This window comes from Bradyrhizobium sp. P2_E8 (assembly GCF_056403875.1).
Genome location: NZ_JBFUES010000841.1, coordinates 1 through 3,319 on the forward strand (window position 1 = coordinate 1; position 3,319 = coordinate 3,319).

At 68.4% G+C, this 3,319-nt stretch carries 4 protein-coding genes; 2 read left to right on the top strand and 2 right to left on the bottom strand.

Annotated elements, in window-relative coordinates; all coding sequences use genetic code 11:
* Positions 1 to 131 precede the first annotated feature (131 nt).
* On the bottom strand, positions 132 to 437 hold the full coding sequence (locus AC1D00_RS32820) for a DUF1244 domain-containing protein (protein ID WP_027545565.1): 306 nt from the start codon (positions 435 to 437) through the stop codon (positions 132 to 134).
* 180 nt (positions 438 to 617) lie between these two features.
* On the opposite strand from AC1D00_RS32820, the gene AC1D00_RS32825 reads away from it, so the two are divergent.
* Positions 618 to 1,217, top strand: a complete 600-nt coding sequence (locus AC1D00_RS32825; RefSeq protein WP_477013525.1) for a DUF1036 domain-containing protein — start codon at positions 618 to 620, stop codon at positions 1,215 to 1,217.
* Positions 1,214 to 2,650, top strand: a complete 1,437-nt coding sequence (pyk, locus tag AC1D00_RS32830; RefSeq protein ID WP_477013526.1) for a pyruvate kinase — start codon at positions 1,214 to 1,216, stop codon at positions 2,648 to 2,650. Before AC1D00_RS32825 ends, pyk begins: the two co-directional genes overlap by 4 nt.
* Before the next feature lie 150 nt (positions 2,651 to 2,800).
* On the opposite strand, the gene AC1D00_RS32835 is transcribed toward pyk, so the two are convergent.
* A partial coding sequence (locus AC1D00_RS32835) for a TetR/AcrR family transcriptional regulator (RefSeq protein WP_477013527.1) occupies positions 2,801 to 3,319 on the bottom strand: 519 nt, incomplete at its 5' end.

Genomic DNA, 3,319 nt, shown 5'->3' on the forward strand with positions numbered 1-3,319 from the left:
AGACCCTTAGGGTTGGTGCCCCCCGCGTTCAAGCAAGCATCACGCTCGTCCACAGCGCGCCCACACCTTCGTGCGGCTGCTCGAAGAAAGCTGTTGTGTGGTGCGACTCAGCCGATGCGCGCCGGCGCCGTTCAGTGCCCGTGAGGATGGACTTTCTTCATGGCCTCGAGCTGCTCCGGCGTGGCCCTGCCCTGGTATTTCGATTTCCAGGTCTCGTAGGGCATGCCGTAGACGGCCTCCCGGCTCTCGTCCTTGCTCAGGGCGACGCCTTGGGCGTCGGCGGCGTCCTTGAGCCAGTTGGACAGGCAGTTGCGGCAGAAGCCGGCCAGATTCATCAGGTCGATATTCTGGACGTCCGTTCGCGTCTTCAAATGATCGACCAAGCGCCGGAAAGCGGCCGCTTCGAGCTCCGTTCTGGTTTTGTCGTCGATTGCCATAGCTGAATTCCTTAAGCTCCGACCCGGCTCTGACCCCGATGGCGGTCACCCTTACGGGATCAGGTGGGGTCCTGTCACAGATTTTGCCACATCGCGGCGCAAACGGGCGCAAGCCAAGCTTTGGGGCAGTTCCCCGCCTCTACGCCAAATCGTCAATGATCTGATATAGCTTCCGCGACAATGATCGCCGAATCTCCCCGCGCTCCCCTTCGCCTGCTCGCCCGGTTGGTCCCGGTGCTGGTGATTGCCATRCTGTGTCTCTGGACCAGCCCGGCCTCCGCCGATTTCCGCCTGTGCAACAACACCTCGAGCCGGGTCGGCATTGCGCTCGGCTACAAGGACGCCGAGGGCTGGACCACCGAGGGCTGGTGGAACATCTCCTCCCGCTCCTGCGAGACCCTGCTGCGCGGAACGCTGGTCGCCCGCTACTATTACATCTACGCGATCGACTATGACCGTGGCGGCGAATGGTCGGGCCAGGCCTTCATGTGCTCGCGCGACAAGGAATTCACCATCCGCGGCACCGAGGATTGCCTGGCGCGCGGCTATGACCGCACCGGCTATTTCGAGGTCGATACCGGCGAGCAGCGCGCCTGGACGGTGCAGCTCACCGATGCCAACGAGCAGCCGGCACAGCCGCGCGTGCCTGGCATGCCCGGCCCGGTTGGCCCCGGTGGCGGCGTTCCGGGTTTGCCCAATGGCCCGCCCGGTGCTACGCCCCCGGGCTCGCCCGGCCTGCCACCGGCCGCAGCTCCGCCCCCGCCTGGGAATAAGCCATGAGGCGTCTTCGCCGTATCAAGATTCTCGCGACCCTTGGACCTGCCTCTTCGGATCTCGCGATGATCCGCCGCCTGTTCGAGGCCGGCGCCGACCTGTTCCGCATCAATATGAGCCACACCCCGCATGACAAGATGCGGGAGCTGGTGGCGACGATCCGCAATGTCGAGAGCAGCTACGGCCGACCGATCGGCATCCTGGTCGACCTTCAGGGGCCGAAGCTCAGGCTCGGCGCCTTCGCGGAAGGCGCGGTCCAGCTCCAGAACGGCCAGACGTTCACGCTCGATTCCGACAAGACGCCGGGCGATGCCACGCGCGTCAATCTCCCGCATCCGGAGATCCTCGCCGCGCTGCGGCCCGGCCATGCGCTGCTGCTGGATGACGGCAAGGTACGGCTGATCGCCGAGGAGACCTCCAAAGAGCACGCGGTGACGCGCGTCGTGGTCGGCGGCCGGATGTCCGACCGCAAGGGCGTCAGCCTGCCCGACACCGACCTGCCGGTCTCGGCGATGACGCCGAAGGACCGCGCCGACCTCGAGGCGGCGCTGGTCACCGGCGTCGACTGGATCGCGCTGTCCTTCGTGCAGCGCGCCGACGACGTGCTGGAGGCCAAGAAGATGATCCGCGGCCGCGCCGCCGTCATGGCCAAGATCGAGAAGCCGCAGGCGATCGACCGCCTCGCCGACATCATCGAGGCCTCCGACGCGCTGATGGTGGCGCGCGGCGATCTCGGCGTCGAGCTGCCGCTGGAGCGCGTGCCGAGCCTCCAGAAGCAGATGACGCGCATGGCGCGCCGCGCCGGCAAGCCGGTGGTGATCGCAACCCAGATGCTGGAATCGATGATCCAGTCGCCGGTGCCGACCCGCGCCGAGGTCTCGGACGTCGCCACCGCCGTCTATGAAGGCGCCGACGCCATCATGCTGTCGGCGGAATCGGCGGCCGGCAAATTCCCGGTCGAGGCGGTCTCGACCATGAACCGCATCGGCGAAGAGGTCGAGCGCGACCCGATTTATCGTTCCGTGCTCACCGCGCAGCGCCCCGCGCCGGAATCCACCGCCGGCGACGCCATCGCGGACGCCGCGCGCCAGATCGCCGAGACGCTCGACCTGCCTGCCCTGATCTGCTGGACCAGCTCGGGCTCGACCGCGGTGCGCGTCGCGCGCGAGCGGCCGAAGCCGCCGATCGTGGCGATCACGCCGAACATCGCGGCCGGACGCCGGCTGGCGGTGGTCTGGGGCGTGCATTGCGTGGTGGCGGAAGACGCGCGCGACCAGGACGACATGGTGAGCCGCGCCGGCCAGATCGCGTTCCGGGACGGCTTCGTCCGCGCCGGCCAGCGCGTGATCATCGTCGCCGGCGTGCCGCTCGGCATCCCCGGCACCACCAACATGGTGCGCATCGCCTCGGTCGGCCCCGAGGGCAGCGCGGATATCTAGGTCCGCGGGCGTCCGGCAAACAAAAACGGCGAAAACAACCCCATGCACAGTAGCCGGCCGGTCCGGCGAGCCTGCTCGGATTGTTCGAAAAGGCGCGTTCGGACAACGGCCTGAGCGCGATCAGGCCGCTGCCCCGGCTGCACCCTCGATTTAAGCCCCAACCAGCGCCTTCGTCGTCGGGAGCAGCGTCTGCTGCACCACCAGGCCGCGGGCGCGGGCGTCCATGACGCCGACGGCGCGCAGCGCGAGCAGCGTCACGGTCTGCACCGCATCGCGCATCTTGACGGGATCTTCGAGATTGTCAGGCGCGAGCGGCCCGACCAGCGCCTCATGCAGCGCACCGAGCAGCGCGGTGGCGGCCAGCGCGGTGTCCTGCGCCGGCAGGTGACCGGCGCGCACGGCCGCATCGATCCGGCCTGCGATCTCGCCGGCGATCTCGCGCCGGCTCGCAAGGCGCGAGGCGCTGACATCGACGTCGACCGGCTCGGCCAGGATGCCCCAGGCCAGCCTGCGCTGCGACAGGGTATGGACCGCCACCGTGGTGACGGCGGCAGCCAGCGCCGAGGACGGCCCCGGCGCGGCATCGGCCGCCCTGCGGATCGCCGCGAGCTCGTCGCGGGAGACCTCGGCGATCAATTCGGAGATCAGCTCTGCCTTGGAGGGGAAGTA

Coding starts and splice junctions, on each gene's coding strand:
- AC1D00_RS32820 (WP_027545565.1), bottom strand. CDS start 437: ATGGCAATCGACGACAAAACCAGAACGGAGCTCGAAGCGGCCGCTTTC.
- pyk (WP_477013526.1), top strand. CDS start 1,214: ATGAGGCGTCTTCGCCGTATCAAGATTCTCGCGACCCTTGGACCTGCC.